The organism is Hyphococcus lacteus (genome assembly GCF_041058985.1).
Taxonomy (GTDB): domain Bacteria; phylum Pseudomonadota; class Alphaproteobacteria; order Caulobacterales; family Parvularculaceae; genus Hyphococcus; species Hyphococcus lacteus.
Map to the genome: position 1 here is coordinate 1 of NZ_JBEHZE010000001.1, position 22,206 is coordinate 22,206.

Here is a 22,206-nt window from a genome sequence, read left to right on the forward strand (position 1 = left end):
AATCCGGAAGCTGATGAAAGACGATATCCGGCGCGATACAGAGATTGTCGAGAGAATCAGTCGGGTGATTACGGATTAAAGGTCAATGTGCATACAGAGAAAATGTCTTCTATGCACGACACAAATACATACCCCAAGGCAGATTCCCGATTTGAATAGCGTTCGCAACCGGCAGGTTTTTAGTCGTCACGAGGCCATAAAAATCTGTGAAGTGCGTTCTGGCTTACACGGTTAGCCTTTTCTGCGATATGGGCTTCGCGCATTAAGTCGAAACCATGAATCGCCCCAGGCCAAACATGCATCTCCACAGGAACACCTGCATGCATCAAACGCCTCCCATACTCTAAATTTTCTTCCACAAATAGGTCTAACGCCCCAACAGAAAGAAAGGTTGGCGGTAATCCCTCTAGATTGGTAGCCCTTGCAGGCGCAGCGTAACACGAAATATTGGCCTGCCCTGGCTCAGTACCCAGCAACGCTTTCCATGCGAAGTAATTGTTCGGCTTGTGCCAAAGAAATTCGCCTACAAAGGGATTCAAATCATCTCGCAAACATGTTCTATCATCAAGCGCTGGATATATTAGGTGTTGAAAAGAAAGATTGAAAGCGGTTTGATCACGGATCATTAAGGCTAACGCAGCCGCAAGACCACCGCCGGCACTTTCGCCTAGAAGACCGATGCGAGATTTATCAACACCAATTTCATTCGCATTATTAAAAACCCAACAAAGCCCCGAAAAACAGTCTTCGATCGCGCCGGGAAAAATTGTTTCAGGCGCTAACCTATATTCAACTGAAATCAAAATGCAGTTTAGCGTTTCCACTAATTTTCGGTGCAAAGTTTCTAGTTGGGCTGCTGATCCAGCGACAAAACCACCGCCATGAATGTGAAAAATAGTCGGCAGTGACTGACCTGCATTCACAGGAGAATACACATACAATTCGATGGGCGGCTTATCTTTTTTTTCTTGTACAAATTTTTTATGAAGAACTACTGTACCGCTATCTACATCCGCATAAGGAAGACGCCGCGACCTTCTTTCGGCTAGGTTTTCTTTAGTAATAGTTACGGTTGGAAAAATATCCAGCAGCGGCAATAGCTGCGGGTCAATAAGGTGACGACTACGAGATTTTCGAGAGGACATCTTCTTTATCTTATGTTCATAACTCTAACGAACGGATAGCCAGGCTAATTGAGAACATTAGTTCCATAATTACCTCATCTAGAAGCTTCTCGAGATATCAACTGAATAAATTTTCAGTTGATCTTTCATTGCTATAATACAACATGTATACATATATAATTCAAACAACTCAACCCGCGAAGCTATATGCGTGCGAATTCAGCATCAATACTAATTTGGCATTCGGCTTTGTAAGTAACACTGGAGCATCTACTCTTGTTTCCCTCGATACCCACGGACGACACTCATGCCTCAACAGAGACTATAGCGCGCGATGCAATCTCAATTCTCAGAAGGCTGGTCGGGTTTGACACCACATCCTCTGAATCTAATTTGTCTTTGATCGCATATGTTGAGGAATACCTTTCGCACTATGAAGTTGCCGTAAAACGAATAGCCAGTAGCGACGGCACCAAGGCCAATTTGCTAGCAACAATAGGTCCCAGAAATGCAGGTGGGATCATTTTGTCTGGCCATACAGATGTTGTCCCAGTGATCGGTCAAACGTGGAGTTCTAATCCATTCGAACTAACCGAACGAGATGGCAAACTTTTTGGTCGCGGCACGAGTGACATGAAAAGTTTTCTTGCCTTATCACTTGCATGCATACCTCAATTAAAGAAACATACCCTCTCCCGACCAATAACGCTTGCATTTTCCTATGACGAAGAAATCGGCTGTTTTGGTGCACCAGATTTAATTCGGGCATTGGTGGATGACGGGCTTGGAAACTCAACGGTCATTGTCGGTGAACCGACGAATATGACAATCGTGAATAGCCATAAAGGAATGGCAATATTTGAAGTTGTTGTAATCGGAATAGAGGCCCATTCTAGCCTAGCGCACGAAGGTATTTCAGCAAATATGGCAGCAATCGAAATCCTCAGCGTTTTGTCGAAAATTGCGCGCGATGAACGTAGCAATCATAATGACACCCGTTTTAATCCGCCGTGGTCAACATTAACGGTGGGCACGATTTCTGGCGGAACCGCATCGAATATTTTAGCCCGCGAATGCCGGTTTACTTTTGATTTACGCCGCCTTCCTCACCGGGACATTAACGTAGTGCTCAAGCCATTCTGGGAAACCATTGATAACGTTCGAAATAGGCTAAAATCCATAAATGAGCAGGCCGATGTCATTGTAAAGGAAATTGCTTCCATTCCGCCACTGCGACAAGAACCCGAAGGGGGTGCCGAGTCATTAGCAACGATGATAAGCGGTGCTAACAGCTATGGCCTTGCCGTATCATATGGCGCCGAGGCAGGACAATTTCAGAACGCGGGTCTATCTACGGTCATTTGCGGGCCCGGCTCAATATCGCAAGCGCACAAGCCAGACGAATTCATCGAAATTAATCAGATTGAGGAAGGGGCCCGATTCATGGCACGTATGATTGAATATGTGGTCAAACATTGAAAGCGGTCATGGCGAAACAAGCTAGAAAACGAGTAAAACAAGCCCCTAAACCTAAAAAAATCGAGGATGGGGTAAGGCAATCAAGTGGACAAAAAGTCTATATGATTTTGCGTGAGCGTATTCTGAGTTTGGAATTATCGCCAAGTGCAGAGTTAGATGAAGTACAACTCAGCCAACATTTTGGCGTCTCCAGAACGCCCGTTCGAGAAGCCTTGATCCGTCTCGCGGCAGATGGTCTTGTAGTCCTTGCGCAAAATCGTGGTGCACGAGTCGCACCAATTGACCTTGATCAAGTACCGCAAATTCTCGAAGCGCTTGAGCTATTCCAACGAATCACAACGCGTTGGGCCGCGCTGAGACATCGCCCCGAACACCTTATCGCCTTAGAAAGTGCCAACCAGGAATTCGCAGACGCTTGCGCCACAGAAGACCCCCGCGCAATCGTTGAAGCTAATTGGAAGTTCCATGACGCAATAAACCAGGCATGCGGAAATCGTTATTTTGCGGATGATTGCTCAAAAATGTTGCGTAGTGTGATGCGTTTATCATTGCTCGCGTTTCTCCAAGAAGATGCAAAGTTAGCGAGCTACGATGAACTCGCAGGACAGCATGACGATATGATTGAGGCCATTCGAGAAAAAAATGTCGATCTGTCTGAGCAGCTAATTTATCAACACTCCGATGAGTTTCGCCAACGAATTCAAACCTATGTCTCTGGCGTGTCTACCAAAGACATTTCCCTCGCGCCACGCTAATCTTCCATGTCCTTACGAATTGTCTGCCCTGCACTATAAAACAATCCAGCCGCTACGGAAGTCAGTAACATGATAATCAAGAGGGCATAGCGCAGCCCTTCTTGTCCATACGTTTTGCTAAACATATCGCTAAGCGCTCCGGTCACAACCGGCCCCAAACCAAACCCAATCAAATTACCGAAAAACAACACCAACGCGATCGAAGTCGCACGTCTTTTTGTTCCGCAAACAGCATGAACCGCAGAAAAGGCCGCAGGCAAAGACGCGTACAACAGCAGCCCACCAAAAAAACTGACGATTAAAAAGACAAAAAGATCATTGACCAGAAACATGAGTGCGTTGGGTAAAGTGGCCAAAGCAAATCCTGCCGCAGGAAACCACGCAACCCACCGAGCATCGCGTTTTGAAAGAACATCACATATCGATCCCCCTGCAAGACTTCCAATTAAAACAGCGATCCCAGATGTAATTCCAAAATAAAACCCTGATTGTTCAATTGGACTACCAATAACCCGAACAAGATATGACGGAACAAACAAAAGCGACCCATAAGCTGCAAAGGCATAGACCGTATGGGCGACTAAGAGTTTAATGTATGCTGGTTTCGCCATTAAACACCGAATAGAGATTCTAAACGATTCTGACTTTTGTGCGATATTTTGATTTCCACCCGCTTTGCGGGGTTCTTTCAAAATTAAAAACACCGCCGCCGCAATTAGCAAACCGGGCAAGCCAAAAGCGATAAGCGTCCCCCGCCAACCATAAGCAACAACAATTTGTGATCCGACGGAGAGCCCAATCAAATATCCCGCCGTCCCTGAAGTCGTAAAGATACCAATAGCGCGCGCCCGGCTGGCCCGAGGAAAATAATCGACAATCAAGGATTGGGCTGGCGGCGTTCCCCCCGCCTCCCCGATACTCACACCGATTCGGGCAAGCAGAAGGTGCCAATACCCCGCCGCCGCTGCGCAGAGCATCGTCATGCCGCTCCATATGGTAATTGATATACTGATCAACAAAGGCCGATCCCCATGATCCGCCAATCGTGCAATCGGAATGCCCAGAATTGAATAGAATATCGCAAAAGATAGTCCGCTAAGCAAACCAAGCTGAGTGTCAGTGACATCAAATTCCTGCTTAATTGGTTCTAGGAGAATGGAAATAACCACTCTATCCATTGAACTCGATGTTCCCACGAGAAATAAGATGAAGAGGAATGTCCATCGCTGCGTTGACGAATAAAAACGCCACCGTTCGCTTGCGGGGACAGGTGCATTAAGCGTTTTCTCCATGTCGTCCCTCCCATCGCTGGAACCATTTCAACACTCGGATTGCCTGGTCCATTTGCGCTTCTAAACGCGCCGCCGCATGGCCTTCTTCTGGGTAGGTCGCAAGCTCTGAAGGGATATCGTTAAGAACAAGAGCACGGTGAAACTGATACGCTTGACTAGCCGGCGTGGTATTATCCTGCCCACCTGCGATAAGCAACGTAGGTGTTGCTGTCTTGTTTGCATAGCGCAGAGGGCTCCTTTGATCGAAAGCGCCGTCGATTTCATAAGGATCCCCATGCGTGTAGATTGGTAAAAACTCTGGGTGATGTGCGGTAAAATAAAAAGAACGCATATCCGTTAGGGGTGCCATAGCACACGCCGCAGTAAAGCAGTTGGTTTGCGTAACCAGCCAGCTCGTCATATATCCACCGTAACTGCTGCCCAAAACAAACAGTTTTTTTCCGTCTACATCATAGTTGGAAGTGACATAATCAACTCCAGCAAGTATGTCCTTATGATCTAAGCCACCCCAGTCACCGATAACATGAGAGGCAAAGCTCAACCCCCGGCCAGAACTTCCCCGTGGATTAGGAAACAACACGGCATACCCCGCTCTAACGAGGCATGCCGCTAATGGATTATCAAAGGTCCAACTATCGCGGAATAAATGCGATGGCCCCCCATGAATAAAAGTAACAAGCGGTGCTTTCTTTACGTTTTTTGGCAAAACCAGAAAGCCCTGAATGTCTAGCCCATCGACGCCGCGCCACCATACTGACTTTGCGGGTGCAATGTCGTTGAGAAGTGCCCTGCTACCATCATGAGCGAGATCAATGATGGTCTCCTTTCCGCCCTCATGATCCATACGTAATAGTTTGGCGTAAGTATCAAAAGAATGTGCAGGAATTAAAAAATTACCATTAATGCCGGGCCATGCGGCGGGCACTTTTCGTCCTGCGGTTCCCGTTGACGACCAAATGATTGATGTTTTTTCGGTCAATCGATTAAATGTTCCGATCACGGTTTCAGGCATACGCATACCGGCAAAGAATACCTGGTCATTTGACAGCCAGCAAACGCTTGATACTTCGGTATCAATTTTCGGCGTGTGGACTTGGCCTGTATCACGGCTAAAAATGACGAGCGATCCCAAAGCCACAGTTCGGTGAAAACGGCCTTGAATAATAGCTATATGTTTACCATCTGGTGAAGCGCTGATTTGCGCCAACTCTAGATCTGGCATTGCTATTCGTGCGAAGGGTCCGCCCGTAACCGGCCCAATTCCAATTTCCGAATCATACCAGCCGCCCTCGGTCGGACGAGATGACATAATAGCAGCGATTTCATTTTCGCCACACCATGTCGCCTCCCAAATATTCTGCCCATCGGTACCAAGCTTAACAACCACATCTTCATCAATGCGCCAAATTCGTGCGCGGCGCCACATGCCATCGTATGATCCTGTTTCGACGTCTGGCATCCAAGATTCACGTTCAGTGCTATCCCGCGCGCCGACCCGCGCTGTCGCAGCTGAACCGGCAGCATCCGCGCCAGCATCAGCAGTTAAAATTAAAATACTTTTTCCATCCCTCGACCATTCAAAATCCTCGACAACCTCTCCGTCAAAGATCGGTCCTGCGATTGGCTCGGCTACTCTATCGGTCACACTAACAAAAAGTTGGAAGTTACCGCTAACTCGCCCCCTGTCGGAAAGAAAGGCCAGTCTGCTACCATTGGGTGCCCATTGTGGATCCGCGTCACTAAACGTATCATTGCTTAGCATACGGAGGGTACCACCCTTTTCGACAAAACCAATGCGGGATATGGGGAACCCACCATGGGCTTCGTAAACTGGCCCCGAAAATGCAACAATACCGTTTCTAGGGTTTTCAGTGGCCGAAACAACCGCAGAAATGCGCCCCTCACCCGGACGGTATAAATCAGCAAAATATTGCGCCACCATTTTTTTAATGGTATCGCTTGATTTTTTTGCCATCATCAGGACTTTCCTTCAAACTTTGTTTTTTCAATCGACGCAATAAGGATATTATTGTTCTGGCCGGTATATTATTTTTTTCTCAGCGACGTTCTCAACCGCTTCACGAGAAAAAGCGAGTTGTCCATATTCCCCATTGGCCCACAGATGAAATAAATCAGCATAATGCGCATTATTGGGATCACCCGACTGACCAGGCATATTGATAAATTTCGACTTATCCCAATCGCCAACATCAATAACGAGCCGCACCGACGGACCATGAACGGCATCAAAACTATCGCCGCGATATAGGGCCATTGCCGGAGTTGAGGCTGATCCTCCAAATGGAATCCGATCAATATTCATTCTCTTTGCTAAGGACGGATCGGCTAAACCTGACAAACGATGCTTGAGATTAACACCGTGTAAACGCCCCCACTGCCACTCAGACATATCATCGCCAAACCTCGCACGCAGATCCCTGAGCGTTTTTGTTAAGCTCTCATGGAGGACCTCAGCTATTAACTCTTGGGGGGCGGATCCCAACAACGGATCCTCCTTCTCCAACATATGAAGCACCGCATCCGGCGAACCCGCGCCGAGATACTTATGCGTTCCTTCTGGAACCACGCGCTTTATGAGCGTGGGCCCTAAATGTCGGTTCAACCAAACTTCATAAATTGTGGCGGAAACACTATTCACAGTTAAGTTTAGGTCCCAATCTCGTAATAACCGAAGAGCTTCGCGTTCCCGTGTGTCATCTGGCTCCAACCTGTTGGTCAATGCAATCAACCGGCGCGCCATTAAGCTATGTGTATCCACCTGTAGATGCATTGAATCTTCAATAGAAGACTTAGGATTATTGCTAATAACGGAATTGATACGATCCACGCGACTACGATCAAACCATTCAGATGCGATTGCACTGTCTACTTCAAAATCTTCAGAAACATTTCGTTCGTTGGCGTTGGCAAACCAACCGGAAGCCGGATTCCGCGCGTGAGGAAGGTTCGTTTGTTTTCTAAAACCTTGCCACTCATAACGACCATCGCCCGGGACCGGCAAAAGACCATTCCAGTTCTTTCGCAAGGGGATAAGTCCGGCCGCTGTCCAGCCAATCTCCCCCTCTTTGTTTGCCCATATAAGATTAAGAGGCGGCGTTCCCCAATGCTTAGCTGCAACAATGAAATCTTGCCAATGATCGGCCGCTGTCAACCAAGACGCCGCCGCATAACCGGCCGCACCCGGTTCAAACCAAACACTGCGTAAAGCATATGCACGGTTATTCTGTTTATCAAAATAAAGCACCGGGCCGTGCCGAGTAAAGGCAAGCTCCACAACGACAGGCGCGCTATTTTTGACGGGAATTTCTTCACGCACGATCCGCAGGTCGTCCCATCCCCCTTTATAGCGATAACGTGTCGGATTATCCGGATCTAATTTGTAATAATATATGTCTTCTTGATCAGCGTTGAAAATCGTCAATCCAAATGCCGATTTTCCATTATGGCCAAGCGAAATTCCGGGCAATGCTGGCTCACCAGCTCCGATAAACGAAACATCTGGCGCATTTACATGAACAAGGTACCTTAAACTCGGCACACTGAAGGCACGATGAGGATCATTCGCGAGAATTGGTCGGCCCGTTTTCGTTCTTGACGGAGCAATAACCCACTGATTTGAGCCGTCTGGTGCTACTTCCGGCTCGTCCATCGCTGTATGTGAGAATTTAGGATAACTTGTTGCAAGTTGATAATCTTCCAATACCCCTTGCGGAATAGTACAAGGGTTAAAACCATCAGGAAGGATATAGGCGCGATCCGGGTATAGACGACGACGCAATCTCTCAGCCACTTCCCCGTCTTCACAAAGGGTTCGCGCTCTTTTAATTTCATTACTTGCGTTCGAAATCAAAGTGTTGCTTCGAATACGAACCACTTCGTTCGCGCGCCAGTATTCGGGCTGCGTTCCAGTCAACTGAAACTCGATCGGCAAAGGTTCTTTGTTTGCTTGTATATTTTCAATATATGCATTTATGCCGGCGACAAAAGCATCAAAACGTTGACGCGTGCCTGGCGCGTAACGTTTCCATTCTGCGTCCAAATCACCGCGATACAAAAATAAACGCGCTGCTCGATCTCGCTTCACGTAATCGGGACCGAAACTTGCAGAAAGCCGCCCCAATCCGCGCTTTCGCCATAAATCAATCTGCCACAACCGATCCCGTGCAGCATTGTAGCCCTGCATAAAATATGCGTCACGCTCATTTTGAGCGTAAATATGGGCTACCCCCCACTGATCTACAAATAGTTCAGCGGGCTCATCCAAGCCCGCCAACACCTGCTCCTCGGTGGGTAACGGTAGATCTTCCGCTAAAACAGAACCACTGATCGTTGTAAGAAACCAAACAAGAAAAGTGGTGACATAATGATTTATTTGCATGAACGACTTTCTTGCGCATCCCCCCTCTAGGAGCGATGCGCATTCCGCATATTGGCGGGTTACCCTCCCCGAACACTTTCCACTCTAGAGATGGAACTCAAATTGCACACCGATAGTACGCGGTCGCAAACGGAAATGCCTACTTCCATCTGTTGGAGGCTGGATGACACCATTCCAATCTGAAATATTTTCAGCATACAAGGACAATGTCCAATTATCGGGCGAAATTATTGAAGCACGTGCACGAGCAATAAGCGGATCATCACTCACAAAAAGCGCCGAAGCACCACCAGCCAAAAGTCGAGAGGTGATCTCCGAACGATAATTCACAGATCCTGATAGTTGGGCTTCGTACCCCCCTCCAATCGAAGTTGTGTAGTCTAAAAATCCGCCGACCGTATATTCGGGTGAGAACGCCAAACGAGAACCTTCATCATAAATGGTAACCGGGCCACTCGCGGTTTGGGTAATGATGGAATCTTGTAGCGTTAGGTCATTCCAACTAAATGTCCCACCAATATTAAACCCTTCCGCCGGATGTGCTGTGAGGCCGAGGTCAACACCAAAACCAGATGCAGACGGACCATTGACAGTTGCTGCGAATATTACACCGCTTAAATCCACATTCAAATTCTGATGAATGTCTTTCCAGTCGATATAATAGGCCGCCATATTGAAACTAAGCGCGCCATCAAGAAGCGAACCCTTCGTCCCGATCTCATAATTCGATAGTCGATCTGCCTCAACAGGCGCAATGCCTGGCGCACTACGAATTATGGACGGGCTTTGATTGAATCCACTTCGGAAACCTTGCGAATATGACGCATAGAGTGTGAGATCGTCGTTAGGCAACCAATTAACTACCACACGTGGTGTCAACGCATCAAACTTCTCCGTACGCATTGCTAATATTTGAGTTGGGTCTCCGGAAGAAGGTGTGCGTTCTATTTGCGATACCTTATCATGAAAATACCGTAGACCGCCCGTCAACTCCACCTGACCATCAAACATAACCCTCGTAAGCTCTCCGAAGACCGCATAAGATCGCGAGGCATCACGATTATTGATTGGTGCCGGAATGAATGCAGGCAGTGTTTGATATAATACATCGCTAGCGTCCCTATAGAACGCCCCTGCCGACCACCGCCAATTACTTTCATTAGTTGAATTAACAAGAAGTTCTTCAGTAAAAACGGACGATCCGAAATCTGAATACAACGTAATACCGTCACCAAAAGCGGTGTAATCGCGTTGACTGGAATTGGAAAATTCCAAATAGCTCGTCGCACTACTGATCGAAACTCCTGGAAGTTCGTAACCAATATTCATGCTATATGCATCATAGTCTAGGCTTTGCGGGAGTGGTATCGGGCTACTCTGATTACGATCATCATCGCCATAACTCGCAGTATCCTGATCTATTCTTGAAACCCACGCCGACAAACCAATACTAAGCTCATCAGTCGGATGCGCATTCAGTTTAACGCGGATGTTGCGCGAGCGAGAATCGTTCACATCTTCCGCAGGTCGATTTGGTTGGTCGATCCATCCGCCAGCATTTTCGAATCCCGCCACTACGCGAATCGCGACTTTATCTTCGATGAGTGGGATGTTAACCGCTACGTCACCGCGGTAGCTTTCTTGACCATCCTTCGTAGTGGCAAGCCCAGTACGCATCTTCAGGTCAAAGGCTTCAGGGTCAGCATCATTGGTGATTAACCGCACCACACCATTTAGTGCATTTGCGCCATATAAAGTGCCTTGCGGACCACGCAACACCTCAATACGCTGCATATCGTAAGCATTTGTATCTGGCAGAATTGCTGACTTAACCAGACCAAACGGAACTGAATCGATATAATATGCAGCAGTGCTTGCACCGTTTAGCGTCGCTTCTCCGGACGCAACCCCTCGTATGGTCAATTGCGTAGCACCACCCTGTGGCGTACTTGAAATCGAGACTCCCGGCACCACGCGTAACGCATCACTCACGCCACCAACCGGCTGCCCATCCAACTCTTCACCGCTAAGCGCTGTTATGGATATAGGAACATCCTGCAGACGCTCCTCACGCTTTTGAGCCGTTACAACAATCTCGTCCGCCGCAGAGGCCTGCCCCAAGCCTCCGACCAATCCTGCAAAACCATAAACCCCCGCTAACGTAACCCCAGATAATAGTTTCTTTTTCATTTTATCCCTCTTGCCGCCCTCTGCTTTTCAGAGTATCGCAAAGAACATATTGTATAATCTATGTAGACAAGTCAACCGCACCCCGATATGAGAGAGCTCGATACGAATGGAAGGTATTATGCAAAACGGTATCGAAACTTTTAGAGGGGTCGTCTTTCCATGGCATTGTGATGCAATGGGCCATATGTCCGTACAGCATCAAATGCCATTACTTGATAGCGCCGTTTACCACTTACTCGGTGAATTCGGCGCTTCAGTGACCGAGGAGAATAATCGCCGTCTTGGTTGGGCCGATGTAAAACAGGAAATCAGTTACCTACATGAACTCGTTGTTGGCGACCTCCTCATCCTGCGCACAGGGATAATCGCCATCGGGTCTTCGTCTATAAGGCACAGAACGGTTCTTTCGCGGCGCAGTGACGAATTGGCCTGCACTGTCATGGACAGCGTAACTGTTCGGTTTGACCTTGATCGAAGAAAATCGACCACCCTGTCTGATGATATCCGTGCTTTGGCAGCACGCTTAATCACCTCGGACGTATCTAACAAAATTGATGAGTAAAGGAACGACATAACCATGGAACGGGTTTTGGTAACCGGTGCAGGCGACAGTGTCGGCCGAGCAATAGCCGAGCGATTTTTCAACAATGGTGCAAAGGTTCATATCTGCGATATTCGTGGCGCAGCAGTTGAAGAAACACTTGCTCAAAACGCGGGCATGTCAGGCAGCGTCATTGATGTTGGGATACGGACCGATGTGGACAAGCTCTTTAAGGACGTGATGAATTCTCTTACGGGCCTAACAATTCTCGTGAATGTTGTAGGTATGGCCGGTCCACGTGCCGCTATCGAGGACATCGACGAAGACGAATGGGATAAAACGATCGCCGTCAATCTAAGCGGTATGTTCTACTGCATGAAACGGGCTATCCCGATGTTAAAAAGCAATGGTGGCGGTTCCATTGTCAATTTCTCCACTTGCTCCACACGCACGGGCAATCCATATCGCGCACCCTACATTGCTTCCAAAGCGGGTGTTGAGGGACTTACAAAAAATGCAGCACGAGAGCTTGGCCCCTTTGGTATACGATGCAATGCAATTTTGCCGGGCATTATAAATAACGAACGCTTTCATTTTATCGTTCAGCGCAACGCCGAAGCTACGGGCCGCAGTTTTGAAGAAATCGAAAATGACTACCTCAAATATGTTTCTCTACGGTGCAAAATCGAACTCAGCGAATTCGCGGATCTCGTTGAATTTATCACATCCGATGCGGGAAAAAAGATCACCGGAGAATTGATGGCATTAAGCGGCAATATGGAATGGGAAGAATAGACATGAGCCTTAAAAAGACGATTTTGACATGCGCAGTTACCGGCGGTGCTCCGTTCAATCCAAAACACCCATCCATGCCGATTACGCCAAAAGAGATTGCTGATGCGTGTATCGAAGCCGCCTCGGCTGGCGCGAGCATTGTTCACATTCACGTCCGCGATCCAGAAACAGGCCAGGGAAGCCGTGACCGCCAACATTTCAAAGAAGTCGTCGACCGCGTGCGTCAAACTGGCGTTGATATTGTTTTGAATTTGACCTGTGGCATGGGTGCATATTTTTTACCCGACCCCCACCGTGAAGGCCATATGCTGCCTGAGAGCGATGTCGTTGGCGTCGATGAACGCGTGGCACATGTGGAGGAATTATTACCTGAAATTGCAACATTGGACATAGTCACCAATAATCAGGTTGAGGGCAGTACGGAGTATATTTACTTCAGCCCATTGCATACACTTCGCGCAATGGCAAAACGGTTTCAGAATGCTGGTGTCAAACCCGAACTTGAAGTATTTGGCCCGGGTGACATTTTGTTCGGCAATAAACTTGTCGAAGAAGGCCTAGTGGACGGACCTGCCATGATGCAAATGGTCCTTGGCGTCCAATGGGCTGCGCCTCATGGCGTAGAAACAATACTGTATCAAAAGAATTTAATGGCACCTGATACACATTGGGGCGCTTTCGGAATTGGGCGCGAACAAATGCCAATGCTAGCTCATACCTTACTTTTAGGCGGTAATATCCGCGTTGGATTGGAAGATAACCTTTACCTCTCCCGTGGACGCTGGGCGACCAACGGGCAATTGGTAGAACGCGCGTATAACATTGTTGAAATGCTCGGCGGATATAGCGTAGCCACGCCCGCCGAAACCCGTGAAATCCTAAACTTACGCCAGCCATAGCAAATCATCATATCAATCACATGCAAAGTTCCATTCCCTATTTTAATGCTGATGATGTTGCTCGTGCTACACCAATGCCAGCGCTTATAAACGCGCTACGCGATGCATTCATACGCGATAGCCATCATTACCCAAAACGGCTGGCAGCTGACATTTCCACAACTCAATCTCTGCTCGTAATGCCAGCATGGGATGAAGCGCAAACGCTTGGCACTAAAATCACGCTGATTGATCAGCAGCGTCGCCCATCTATACAGGCTACTTACCTTTTGATGGATCAAAAGACAGGGATGCCTTGCGCGCTTTTCGATGGCACCACCCTAACCAAACGACGGACAGCCGCCGCCTCGGCGTTAGCCGCCAGTATACTTGCGCAAAAGCATCAATCCTTACTCCTGATTGGAACCGGTGCCCTCATCCCGCCTTTAATAGAGGCCTATACCAGCATTTTTCCTTTTGAACAGATTCACATCTGGGGGCGTAATCGCGAAAAAGCAAATGCAGTTGTTGAGGCCATGCAAAAAATTGGTACCTCAATTAACCGCGTGGATGATTTCGATCACGCAATCAGTGAGGCCGATATCATCTCGTCTGCAACCATGGCGACAAGCCCGATCATAAAAGGGAGCATGCTGCACTCCACGATGCATGTCGATTTAATCGGTGCCTTTAAACCCGATATGTGCGAGGCCGACACCGAAACTTTTGCCAAGGCCGATGTATATGTAGATACCTTGGAAGGTGCCCTAAGCGAAGCCGGAGACCTTATACAAGCCATGGCAGCTGGAGCGCTAACCGAAGATTCTATAAAAGGTGATATGCGGGATTTGTGCCGGCTGAGTAAACATCGCAATGATTCGAATAGAAACCGTATCACGCTATTTAAGTCTGTCGGCGCTGCTATCGAAGATCTCGTCGCCGCCAAATTAGCGTATCGACAATTAGAAAGCACCAATGTTAACGCTCACTGAAGAAGACAGATCAATTCTTGGTGGCGAATTCGGCCCAATGGCGGCGCGCGCCATGAAGATTTTAGTTCGTTATGGCGAAGCAACTGGCGCGACGGAGTTTGTTTCCATTCGCTCTGCTCATATTGATGGATGCTTATATCACGGCCCCTCCAGTATTGATTTTGCGCAGAGTTTTGTGAAGCTGGGCGGGCTCGTTCGTGTACCAACCACATTAAATGTTGCTGCTGCGGATGTTACCCACCCTGAATGGCATTGCGGCGATCCTTCGACCCTTAATGAACAAAAAAAACTAACCGATTTCTATACACAAATTGGGTGCATACCCAGCCTAACCTGCGCACCGTATCAACGCCTCGTCCGGCCTCAATTCGGTGACCATATTGCCTGGGCGGAATCGAATGCGATTGTTTTTGCAAACTCAATCCTTGGGGCGCGCACAGATCGATATGGGGATTTTGCTGATCTTTGCGCCGCACTGACCGGTCGTGTGCCTTTAGTTGGATTACATCGTGACGAAAACCGCCACCCGGAACTGCTGGTCACGGTACCCAAAGTATCCGAAACGAAACTGCCACGCGATCTTTATTTCGGTGCGACGGGGTATCTCTTGGGCTTATGCGCAAAAGGAAAAATCCCATACGTCCGTGGCTTACCCGAGGACGCAAGCGAAGATGAGTTAAAAGCTTTAGGTGCAGCAGGCGCATCTTCTGGATCGCTCGCCCTCTTCCATGCAGAACACCTGACGCCAGAAACCCACGACATCAATGCCAGCCACCTCCCCCATTTAGAATTTTCTTCAGACGAATTAGGTGCTGTCATTGACGATCATTGTTCCGCAAAAACCGGAGACCCGGTTGCAGCTATCTGTTTGGGCACCCCTCATTATTCAAAAGACGAATTCATACGCCTATCCGACACAATTATCGGACGGAAAAAAGCACCGTCTGTGGACTTCTACGTTTCAACGTCAAGAGAAATTGCAGAGCACATAAACACCCATTCGCGCTTCGCGCCACTGCGTGAATTTGGCGTAAGACTTATCGTTGATACTTGTACCTATTTAGCGCCGGTTGTTGACCGACGTGATGGATATATCCTTACCACTTCAGCAAAATATGCTCATTATGGCCCCGGCAACCTCAATCGTCGAATTGCGTTAATGACATTGGAAAGGTGCATTAACGCAGCTGTCGCTGGAAAAGTTGCACCATGTTAATCCGTGCCCAGAATTTTACGCACGGTAACGCTGTTGGTTCGTTAATCGCGCTTAGTGCTCCATTGAGCTTATGGGGTGGTTTTGATACGAAAAGTGGGAAAATTATTGACCAACACCACCCACAACATGGTATATCTATCGCTCAAAAAATCGTGGCCATGCCCTATGCCAGAGGATCATCGTCATCGTCTAGCGCCCTCCTCGAAGCCGCACGATTAGGAAACGCCCCCGCCGCTTTCATCATGACCCGGGCTGACCCCATTCTTACAATCGGCGCATTACTTGCCGATGAAATCTATCAAAAGAAAATTTGCATTCTTGTTATCCCACAAGCTGATTGGTGTCATCTCGGCCACGCGAAGTGGGCTAATATTCTGCCCACAGGCTCACCCAAGACTGTCGATATTCGAGTTAGTAGAATTTAGACATAGCGGCGATTTCGTAACGATGATTTTGAGCAAAAGGATAGCGTAAACCGGTACCGCCCTCCTATTCGTATCGAACAACGAAATACAATACTTTGTGTACGGCGTGATCCGATTTTAGCCACTGAACTAATTGCCAAATACAGACCATCCACAATTGACTTGTCGACATACATTATGCAATTATATTTTCTCTATATTAAATAGGGTGTTATTGAATTATAGAGGGGCGATGCAGGTGCGCTGTTTCAACTATCGCCATTTGTTTAAATGGTTGACTATTCTATTGCTGACTTTTGCATCGCTATCGACGAATGCCAGTGGGGAACCCCCACTCAGTGATGGTAAAAAGCCATCAAATAACATCACGCCATTTACGCCTTATGTCATGCCGCGCTCCGACGTGCGTACAATTAAATCTGATCAGGGTGCTGAATACCGAATATACATTGCTTGGCCAGAAGAACCCGCTCCACCTGAGGGATATCCAGTCTTATACCGCTTGGACGGAACAACTAGTTTCGCGATTGCGGCGGAATACGCTAATCGTTTAGGGCGATACACCGGTATGTCGCCCGGAATAATTGTTGGAATAGGATATGCCGGTCCTTCACGACGGCGGCTCGATTATACACCCGACGTAGCCCCCGGAATTGAATTCTTATCGAATCCAGATCCGACTGGCGGTGCAGACGAATTCCTTACCTTCATTGCCGATTCGCTCATCCCGGCAATTGAAAATGACTTTCCCATTAATTCCAATCGCCGTTCAATATCAGGATACAGTTTAGGCGGCTTATTTGTTACTCAAGCGTTATTAAAAAGACCGGAACTTTTTCGAACATATATTGCGTCCAGCCCCTCTCTTTGGTGGGGGGACAGACATGTTTTTAATCTCATCCCAAAGTTTCAAAACCGCCTTTCTAAAGACGGACATGCTCGACGATTATTTTTAACTATTGGCCAATATGAGCAGTCTCCACCGCCGGGAATGGAAAACGACCCGTCATGGCAGAAAAATGCTGAATTAAATGCGCTTGCTCGCATGAATGATAACGCTTCAGAATTAGTCGAAGCGCTGAGTTCGACAGCTGGTCTTAGTGTCCATCTCGAAGAGTTTCCTAACGAGACCCACGCCTCCGGCAGCCTTCCCGCAATACGAGCGTCGTTGCGACATGCCTTTGCAGACGAATACTAAATGACACAACATATTTCTCCGTCTACGTCTCAATCTAAAAGAGACGACACTGTCTTTTTTGGACACCCCAAAGGTCTTGGTTATCTTGCTTTCACCGAAGTTTGGGAAGGGTTTTCCTATTATGGAATGCAGGCGTTATTAACATTATACATGGTCCGGCATCTATTGACCGACAAAGTTGGCCGTGAGGTTATCGGGCTCGAAACTCTACGCATGACCCTCGAAACCCTCTCCGGTCCATCGACGACGATTTCATTTGCGGCTCAGATTTTTGGCCTTTACGCCGGCCTCATCAACATGACCCCCCTCTTAGGCGGATGGTTGGGTGACCGTATACTAGGTCAAACCCGAGCTGTTACCTTAGGTGCCACACTGATGACATTAGGGCATTTGGCGATGACTTCTGAACAGTTTTTTCTATTCGCGTTAGCCCTACTCGTATCCGGTGCTGGTCTTATTAAAGGCAATATGGCCATTCAGATCGGAAAACTTTATGCAGAAGACGATCCACGTCGGACGCGAGCATTTGGAATTTATATGTTTGTCCGAAATTTAGGTGCGTTTTCTGCGCCCTTGATTTGCGGAACGCTCGGAGAGATTTACGGATGGCATTACGGCTTTGGTGTAGCGGCCATCGCCATGGCCTTAGCGCTTGTAATATATCTACGCGGACGTAAATACCTTCCTTCGGAAATCTCGCCAAAACAACGTCACCACCAAAAGTCTAAGTTGACCCATTCAGAATGGCGATCCGTCATTGGTCTTCTGTTGGCATTCATCCCCTATATTCTTATGTTCAGCGCGGTGTTCCAAGCCTATAATCTATTGCCAATCTGGGTTTCGGACAGTGTTGATCGTGACGTATTTGATTTAACCATACCGGTTACTTGGTTATTCACTTTTGATGGAATTGCCACAATGGTCGGCATCACCATTACAGTTCGGTTCTGGCAATGGCTCGAAAAACGAAACAAAGAACCTTGGAACCTGACAAAAATGGCTGTTGGATGCGCAATGACGTGTGCGGCTTTTTTAATTTTATCCTGGGGTGCCGCGAGTGCGGACGAGACAGTTTCGCTTTTGTGGGTGCTTTTGTTTTTTCTATTTTTAGACTTTAGTTTTATTTGGGGCGAACCCCCGCTGCGATCTCTGGTATCACAGCATGCCCCAACCTCCCATGCCACGACATTAATGAGCCTTTCGATTATGTCGATCGCAATCTCGAATTTCGTCGTTGGCTGGCTAGGACGCTTTTACGAAACAATGCCAACTTCGCAATTCTGGTTACTACACGCTGCCATTGCTGGCGCCGGTTTTTGCTTCGCTATTTTATTGAACCCATTGATCCGCAGCTTACTCGGTAGAAAGCCTCGCACCGAATAATTTTTATGGCGCATATCTAATGAAAATAATTCAATCCGACCCGCCAAATAATGATATCTGCACGGAACGCTTAACCCTTCGGCAACCGGAAAAAAGCCACTTTGTTGCATTGCAGAATATTTGGGCCGATACCAAACTTCTCCAGTTTATTGGACCGCCCAGTACACCAGAAGAGGTTTGGGCACGTTTGCTTAAATATATTGGGCATTGGTCAACATTTGGCTTCGGTTATTGGATGGTTCACGAAACAAAAACCGATCATTTTCTTGGAGAGGTTGGCGTTGCCTGGCAACAAAGAACCACCCTCCCCGCACACGGCGACCTACCTGAGGCAGGATGGATATTTTCTCCTGCGGCACAAGGTCAAGGATTTGCGAGTGAAGCCCTCTCCGCTGTACTAGAATATAGCGGTTCACGTATTAACTCGCCCGGCATCACTTGTTTGATTGACCCGTCAAACAAGGCTTCTATTTTATTAGCAGAGAGAAAAGGTTTCAAAAAATTCGGTACCACTTTAATCGGTACTAATCGGATCAATGCCTATTTGCGTCTTATTTAGCATCGATGAAGTGCCATTTGATCTTCATACCTAATAATTTTCATTGCATCACGCAGCTAAATTGCGGGATTTTTAGGTAATAGCTTCCCATAAAAAATCTCGGAAGCAGCGCATCATTGAAGGTCATATGATGGGTGCCAGACACACCTATCTGTTAACAAAAGCTTGGGACGGTTGAGTGTAATCAGTAACGGAGTCTCTGGCTCACTTTCGCTCCTCCAAAAAGCTATACTGAACCAGAGTTCTCCGTTAGAGAATTACCTTAAAAAGTCTCATGATCGCTGACGGGTTACAATACAATCCCGCAACAACTAATAAACATTTTCGGGAGTAAATTTAAAACTAATTTCAAAACATATACCGTTACCTTCGCAGAATTGAGCCGTGACGTCCCGAATGAAGCTGTCCGTTTTCCCAGGCGACTTTCCCATTTACTAGTACGAGATCAAAACCTTCTGCCAAGGAAAATGGATTTGTATAATCTGACATTTGTTTGACGTTTTCCGGATTGAACAAAATTATATCCGCCTTCGCACCTTCTTTTATAACGCCCCGGTCTTCCAGTTTCATGATTGATGCCGGTAACCCCGTCGCCTTGTACACCGCTTCTTCCAAACTGAGCACTTCGCTCTCTTGGACATAATAATCAATCAACTTTGCATAGGTTCCAGTGCCGCGCGGGTGCCGAATTCCCGGCCCACCATCGGTTGAGATGGCCGTTGAAAGGCTAGCCACAAGCGTATCATGTGTAGAGCGGTCTTGGGTGAAGTGTGCACCAGAACCACCATCAGGACCTATATCAATCAAAAATTCGGAGAATGATTTTCCGGCCTTAGAGGCCGCCTCCTCAAGCGTTAACCCCACATAAGGTTCAGAACCAAAAAGCAACGCTTGCGGTCCATTGCGTCTAATAACGCGCGCGGTCAGATATGCTTCCAGTTCGTCACGTCTTTCGGCAATAACATTTTTATAGTCATTAGGTGGCAATGCCCATTCAGGAAATAATATTGCAACGCCAGTATACCCCGCAGCATACGGATATATATCCGACGATATTTCCACACCATTACCTTGCAACCCGTCAATGAACGTAAGCAAGCGTTTGGCGCGCGCTTCGCCTTTTCCATAAACTATTTTCAGATGCGAAATATGAATGCGCGCATGTTCCCCTTGGGCAACCAGTTCTCCAATGCCTTCCTCGATTTTGTCATCGTCTTCAGTACGCATATGGCTCATTATAACGCCGTCATATTCCCCGACAACTTTTGCGAGGGAAACCATTTCTTTTTCAGTTGAGTATAGGCCGGGCACATACTCCAACCCTGAAGTCATACCAAAAGCACCGGCCTCCATATCTTTTCTTAGACGTTCCTGCATCAACGCTATTTCCTGATCCGTTAACGGATCGCTTTTTTCACCAACGCCAACCTGGTATCTGATAGTTCCATGCCCAGACATAGAGGCCACATTTACCTGCACCCCTTCCCTCTCGGCATCTATCATCCATGAGGCGAGGTCATTTTCATGTGTCTGGACATCACTGTCCCACTTGACACCAGCCGTACGCCCATCCTGCCCAAGCACAATTGTCGTCACACCCATCGCAAGAAAGCCTTCATATGACTGACTAATCGGATCTCCATGCGCATGGGAATCGATGAATCCTGGAGCGAGAACTCTGCCCCCTGCATCAATCAATTTACCCGCCCTGATATTTTCAGGGTTGATAGAACCTATACGCTGGATAACGCCTGCATCTACTAAAACGTCTGCTGTATATGAAGGCCCGCCAGTCCCATCAACGATGAGTGCGTTTTGAATCAACATATCGCTATCGACGACCCTACCTTCTTCTCCATCACCATTTACTTGCTGGCAACCGCCCGCAACCAAGATGGCCGTCATAGAAAGCATGAAGGATCGATAAGAAAATACACTCATGATGATTTATTCCTCTTTAACTTCTAGCAGTTCCGGATAAGCAAAAAATGCTGGCGCGCCACCAGTATGTAAAAATACTATGTCGCGCCCATTCGCGAGCTCGCCATCTTTAAGTAAAGCCAGAAATCCAGCCATCGCCTTTCCGGTATAAACCGGATCAAGCAATATTCCTTCTGTCTTGGCTAATAACCTCATTGCATCAGTACCTAACCGAGACGGAATAGCGTAACCATCGCCCACAAAATCATCCATAACGACAATATCTGCGTCCGTAATTTTAGGTGGATTTCCTTTCCAGTATTCTTCTAACTGGAAAATAATACGTCTAACTTTTTCACGTTTAATGTGCGATGGCTCACTGACCGAAATACCAATCACTTTCGTATCCAGTCCTATCGCCCTCAACCCAACCAGTAGCCCTGCCTGCGTTCCAGCACTACCAGTTCCCAAAACAATATGGCTGGGTCGAATATTCAATTCCGCCCACTGCACAACAAGCTCACGCGCACACTCTGCATACGCCATAGATCCAATACCGTCCGATGCACCAAGGGGGATACAATAGGGATTGCGACCTGAAGAGCGCAGGACCTCTTCTAAGGCTAAAATCTTGGCTTCAGCCGCATCCTCGTCATCACGTTCTCGATAAATTTTTGCATTCAACAACCCATTTAACAGAGCATTACCGGTCGCCGTATAAACCTCAGACGGTGTGTAATTGGTTTCCGCAAGCGGATCGCCTAAAACAGCGTGAAACTCTAACCCCAACTTTGCTGAAGCCGCAGCGGCCTGCCGTACATGATTAGACTGCACCGCACCTGATGTTATGATTACATCAGCGCCCTTTGACAGTGCGTCCGCCATAGAGAACTCAAGCTTTCGGGTTTTGTTCCCCCCCAGCATCAGTCCCGTACAATCATCTCTTTTAATAAACAGCCGTGGTCGAACATTTATCGCCTTACCCAATGCGCTCATTTCTTCGAGCGGCGTCGGCAAATGGGCAAGCGGAACCCTCGGTAAAGATGAAAAGCCCATTTTT

General features: G+C 47.6%; 18 protein-coding genes. 11 read left to right on the forward strand and 7 right to left on the reverse strand.

The features are described from left to right. Positions 1-179 precede the first annotated feature (179 nt). Complete coding sequence (locus ABFZ84_RS00005) at positions 180-1,145, reverse strand: alpha/beta hydrolase (RefSeq protein ID WP_369311493.1); 966 nt, start codon at positions 1,143-1,145, stop codon at positions 180-182. A gap of 255 nt (positions 1,146-1,400) precedes the next feature. Here ABFZ84_RS00005 and argE point away from each other — a divergent pair, with 255 nt between their 5' ends. Both argE and ABFZ84_RS00015 read left to right on the forward strand, forming a co-directional pair. Then, complete coding sequence (gene argE / locus ABFZ84_RS00010; RefSeq protein WP_369311495.1) at positions 1,401-2,603, forward strand: acetylornithine deacetylase; 1,203 nt, start codon at positions 1,401-1,403, stop codon at positions 2,601-2,603. A gap of 8 nt (positions 2,604-2,611) precedes the next feature. Next, positions 2,612-3,358: a GntR family transcriptional regulator gene (locus tag ABFZ84_RS00015; RefSeq protein WP_369311497.1), complete on the forward strand. Its 747-nt coding sequence runs from the start codon at positions 2,612-2,614 to the stop codon at positions 3,356-3,358. On the opposite strand, the gene ABFZ84_RS00020 is transcribed toward ABFZ84_RS00015, so the two are convergent. The 4 genes from ABFZ84_RS00020 to ABFZ84_RS00035 form a co-directional block, all read right to left on the reverse strand. Then, entirely contained in the window at positions 3,355-4,650 is a 1,296-nt protein-coding gene (locus ABFZ84_RS00020) for a spinster family MFS transporter (protein ID WP_369311500.1), read from the reverse strand. The two genes, ABFZ84_RS00015 and ABFZ84_RS00020, sit on opposite strands and share 4 nt — an antisense overlap. Further along, positions 4,634-6,628 (reverse strand): S9 family peptidase, encoded by a 1,995-nt coding sequence (locus ABFZ84_RS00025; protein ID WP_369311502.1) that lies wholly within the window; start codon positions 6,626-6,628, stop codon positions 4,634-4,636. Before ABFZ84_RS00025 ends, ABFZ84_RS00020 begins: the two co-directional genes overlap by 17 nt. 48 nt (positions 6,629-6,676) lie before the next feature. Then, positions 6,677-9,049 carry a penicillin acylase family protein gene (locus ABFZ84_RS00030; protein WP_369311504.1) on the reverse strand — a complete coding sequence of 791 codons (2,373 nt, stop codon included), beginning with the start codon at positions 9,047-9,049 and terminating at the stop codon, positions 6,677-6,679. A gap of 84 nt (positions 9,050-9,133) precedes the next feature. Continuing rightward, a complete protein-coding gene (locus tag ABFZ84_RS00035; protein ID WP_369311506.1) occupies positions 9,134-11,239 on the reverse strand; it encodes a TonB-dependent receptor in 2,106 nt (701 codons plus the stop codon). A 118-nt stretch (positions 11,240-11,357) separates the two neighbouring features. Between ABFZ84_RS00035 and ABFZ84_RS00040 the strand changes: the two genes are divergently transcribed. The 9 genes from ABFZ84_RS00040 to ABFZ84_RS00080 all read left to right on the forward strand — a co-directional run bounded on the left by ABFZ84_RS00040 (position 11,358) and on the right by ABFZ84_RS00080 (position 19,226). Next, on the forward strand, positions 11,358-11,801 hold the full coding sequence (locus ABFZ84_RS00040; protein WP_369311508.1) for an acyl-CoA thioesterase: 444 nt from the start codon (positions 11,358-11,360) through the stop codon (positions 11,799-11,801). A 15-nt stretch (positions 11,802-11,816) separates the two neighbouring features. Further along, positions 11,817-12,575, forward strand: a complete 759-nt coding sequence (locus ABFZ84_RS00045; RefSeq protein WP_369311510.1) for an SDR family oxidoreductase — start codon at positions 11,817-11,819, stop codon at positions 12,573-12,575. A gap of 2 nt (positions 12,576-12,577) precedes the next feature. Next, a complete protein-coding gene (locus ABFZ84_RS00050) occupies positions 12,578-13,474 on the forward strand; it encodes a BKACE family enzyme (RefSeq protein WP_369311512.1) in 897 nt (298 codons plus the stop codon). 20 nt (positions 13,475-13,494) lie between these two features. After that, entirely contained in the window at positions 13,495-14,445 is a 951-nt protein-coding gene (locus ABFZ84_RS00055) for an ornithine cyclodeaminase family protein (RefSeq protein ID WP_369311514.1), read from the forward strand. Continuing rightward, on the forward strand, positions 14,429-15,661 hold the full coding sequence (locus ABFZ84_RS00060) for an aconitase X (protein WP_369311516.1): 1,233 nt from the start codon (positions 14,429-14,431) through the stop codon (positions 15,659-15,661). The genes ABFZ84_RS00055 and ABFZ84_RS00060 overlap by 17 nt, the downstream gene beginning before the upstream one ends. Further along, positions 15,655-16,086: an aconitase X swivel domain-containing protein gene (locus ABFZ84_RS00065; protein ID WP_369311518.1), complete on the forward strand. Its 432-nt coding sequence runs from the start codon at positions 15,655-15,657 to the stop codon at positions 16,084-16,086. Before ABFZ84_RS00060 ends, ABFZ84_RS00065 begins: the two co-directional genes overlap by 7 nt. 133 nt (positions 16,087-16,219) lie before the next feature. Further along, positions 16,220-17,284: an alpha/beta hydrolase gene (locus ABFZ84_RS00070; RefSeq protein WP_369311520.1), complete on the forward strand. Its 1,065-nt coding sequence runs from the start codon at positions 16,220-16,222 to the stop codon at positions 17,282-17,284. After that, positions 17,285-18,667, forward strand: coding sequence for a peptide MFS transporter (locus tag ABFZ84_RS00075; RefSeq protein ID WP_369311522.1), 1,383 nt, complete (start codon positions 17,285-17,287; stop codon positions 18,665-18,667). A gap of 19 nt (positions 18,668-18,686) precedes the next feature. Beyond that, the gene (locus ABFZ84_RS00080) at positions 18,687-19,226 is read left to right on the forward strand and encodes a GNAT family N-acetyltransferase (RefSeq protein ID WP_369311524.1); all 540 of its coding nucleotides are present in this window, start codon (positions 18,687-18,689) and stop codon (positions 19,224-19,226) included. A gap of 363 nt (positions 19,227-19,589) precedes the next feature. On the opposite strand, the gene ABFZ84_RS00085 is transcribed toward ABFZ84_RS00080, so the two are convergent. Next, entirely contained in the window at positions 19,590-21,167 is a 1,578-nt protein-coding gene (locus tag ABFZ84_RS00085) for an N-acyl-D-amino-acid deacylase family protein (protein ID WP_369311526.1), read from the reverse strand. A 6-nt stretch (positions 21,168-21,173) separates the two neighbouring features. Continuing rightward, the gene (locus tag ABFZ84_RS00090; RefSeq protein WP_369311528.1) at positions 21,174-22,202 is read right to left on the reverse strand and encodes a D-cysteine desulfhydrase family protein; all 1,029 of its coding nucleotides are present in this window, start codon (positions 22,200-22,202) and stop codon (positions 21,174-21,176) included. Between the last annotated feature and the right edge of the window lie 4 nt (positions 22,203-22,206).

Excerpts from the sequence above, each read along its gene's own strand:
- ABFZ84_RS00060 (WP_369311516.1), top strand. The coding sequence starts at position 14,429 with ATGTTAACGCTCACTGAAGAAGACAGATCAATTCTTGGTGGCGAATTC.
- ABFZ84_RS00090 (WP_369311528.1), bottom strand. The coding sequence starts at position 22,202 with ATGGGCTTTTCATCTTTACCGAGGGTTCCGCTTGCCCATTTGCCGACG.
- ABFZ84_RS00080 (WP_369311524.1), top strand. The coding sequence starts at position 18,687 with ATGAAAATAATTCAATCCGACCCGCCAAATAATGATATCTGCACGGAA.
- ABFZ84_RS00050 (WP_369311512.1), top strand. The coding sequence starts at position 12,578 with ATGAGCCTTAAAAAGACGATTTTGACATGCGCAGTTACCGGCGGTGCT.
- ABFZ84_RS00040 (WP_369311508.1), top strand. The coding sequence starts at position 11,358 with ATGCAAAACGGTATCGAAACTTTTAGAGGGGTCGTCTTTCCATGGCAT.
- ABFZ84_RS00030 (WP_369311504.1), bottom strand. The coding sequence starts at position 9,049 with ATGCAAATAAATCATTATGTCACCACTTTTCTTGTTTGGTTTCTTACA.
- ABFZ84_RS00015 (WP_369311497.1), top strand. The coding sequence starts at position 2,612 with ATGGCGAAACAAGCTAGAAAACGAGTAAAACAAGCCCCTAAACCTAAA.
- ABFZ84_RS00035 (WP_369311506.1), bottom strand. The coding sequence starts at position 11,239 with ATGAAAAAGAAACTATTATCTGGGGTTACGTTAGCGGGGGTTTATGGT.
- ABFZ84_RS00045 (WP_369311510.1), top strand. The coding sequence starts at position 11,817 with ATGGAACGGGTTTTGGTAACCGGTGCAGGCGACAGTGTCGGCCGAGCA.
- ABFZ84_RS00005 (WP_369311493.1), bottom strand. The coding sequence starts at position 1,145 with ATGTCCTCTCGAAAATCTCGTAGTCGTCACCTTATTGACCCGCAGCTA.
- ABFZ84_RS00025 (WP_369311502.1), bottom strand. The coding sequence starts at position 6,628 with ATGATGGCAAAAAAATCAAGCGATACCATTAAAAAAATGGTGGCGCAA.
- ABFZ84_RS00055 (WP_369311514.1), top strand. The coding sequence starts at position 13,495 with ATGCAAAGTTCCATTCCCTATTTTAATGCTGATGATGTTGCTCGTGCT.
- ABFZ84_RS00020 (WP_369311500.1), bottom strand. The coding sequence starts at position 4,650 with ATGGAGAAAACGCTTAATGCACCTGTCCCCGCAAGCGAACGGTGGCGT.
- ABFZ84_RS00085 (WP_369311526.1), bottom strand. The coding sequence starts at position 21,167 with ATGAGTGTATTTTCTTATCGATCCTTCATGCTTTCTATGACGGCCATC.
- ABFZ84_RS00065 (WP_369311518.1), top strand. The coding sequence starts at position 15,655 with ATGTTAATCCGTGCCCAGAATTTTACGCACGGTAACGCTGTTGGTTCG.
- ABFZ84_RS00075 (WP_369311522.1), top strand. The coding sequence starts at position 17,285 with ATGACACAACATATTTCTCCGTCTACGTCTCAATCTAAAAGAGACGAC.